Annotated in this window: 1 protein-coding gene; it reads left to right on the top strand. The window is 49.2% G+C overall.

Translation table 11 applies throughout. From position 1 onward, the window contains the following. Window positions 1–120 precede the first annotated feature (120 nt). Window positions 121–1,083: aminotransferase class I/II-fold pyridoxal phosphate-dependent enzyme (locus GRP75_RS27750; protein ID WP_160790980.1), on the top strand; the 963-nt coding region annotated here is incomplete at its 3' end.

The following is a 1,083-nucleotide window of genomic DNA, read 5'->3' as shown; positions in this document are numbered from 1 at the left end:
CCCCCATCATAGCCCGATCAGTCTGGATTACGCAACCATGCAAGCTTAATTCCCCCTATACAACTCGGTAAAATCGTGATAGATTATTTCTTAAACTATTCCAAAAGGTCGTGTGAATTGATGACTCATTTTTCTATTCCCTCCGCTGACGTCATGAAACAGTTACCCACTCAATTTTTTGCCACACTTGTACAAAATGTAAACCGTGAAATCGCGGCGGGGCATGATGTCATTAATCTCGGACAGGGGAACCCCGACACGCCCACTCCTTCTCATATTGTAAAAGCTTTGCAGGAATCAGCGGATAACCCGCTGTATCATAAATATTCGCCATTTCGCGGTTACAGCTTTCTTAAGGAAGCCGTTACCCAGCGCTATCAGGAGGATTACGGTGTGACGCTCAACCCTGAAACCGAGGTCGCCATCCTGTTTGGCGGAAAAACGGGTTTGGTTCAGCTGCCGCAAGTCTTACTCAATCCCGGGGATGTGTGTCTCGTCCCTGATCCCGGCTACCCGGACTACTGGTCTGGTGTAGCCTTGGCTAAAGCGGAAATGTCTTTTCTCCCATTAAAAGAAGAGAACCGTTTTCTGCCCGATTATGAAGCCATTTCCGAAGAAGACCGCCGCCGCGCCAAGTTAATGTTCCTTAACTATCCGAATAATCCAACCTCGGCAACGGCTCCACTTTCCTTTTACGAGGATACAGTTGAATTCGCGCAACGTAACGGTATTGTAGTTGCCAGTGATTTCGCCTATGGCGCTATTGGATTTGATGGCGAACGTCCGGTAAGCTTCCTACAGGCTGAGGGTGCTAAAGAGGTGGGGATTGAGTTCTATACCTTGTCCAAAACGTACAATATGGCGGGCTGGCGTGTTGGTTTCGCGCTCGGTAATGCCGAAATCATCTCGATGATTAATCTGCTGCAGGATCATATTTATGTAAGCTTGTTTGGCGGCATTCAGGCAGCGGCGGCGACAGCCTTAACGGCCTCGCAGAACTGCGTAGGCGAGCTGGTAGCCCGCTATGAATCACGCCGTAACGCTTTTTATGATGCACTTGGGCAAATAGGCTGGAAGGCGACG

The sequence above is a fragment of the Paenibacillus sp. OT2-17 genome, from assembly GCF_009827695.1.
Taxonomy (GTDB): Bacteria; Bacillota; Bacilli; order Paenibacillales; family Paenibacillaceae; genus Paenibacillus; species Paenibacillus polymyxa_B.
This window is presented reverse-complemented; position numbering and strand designations above follow the sequence as displayed.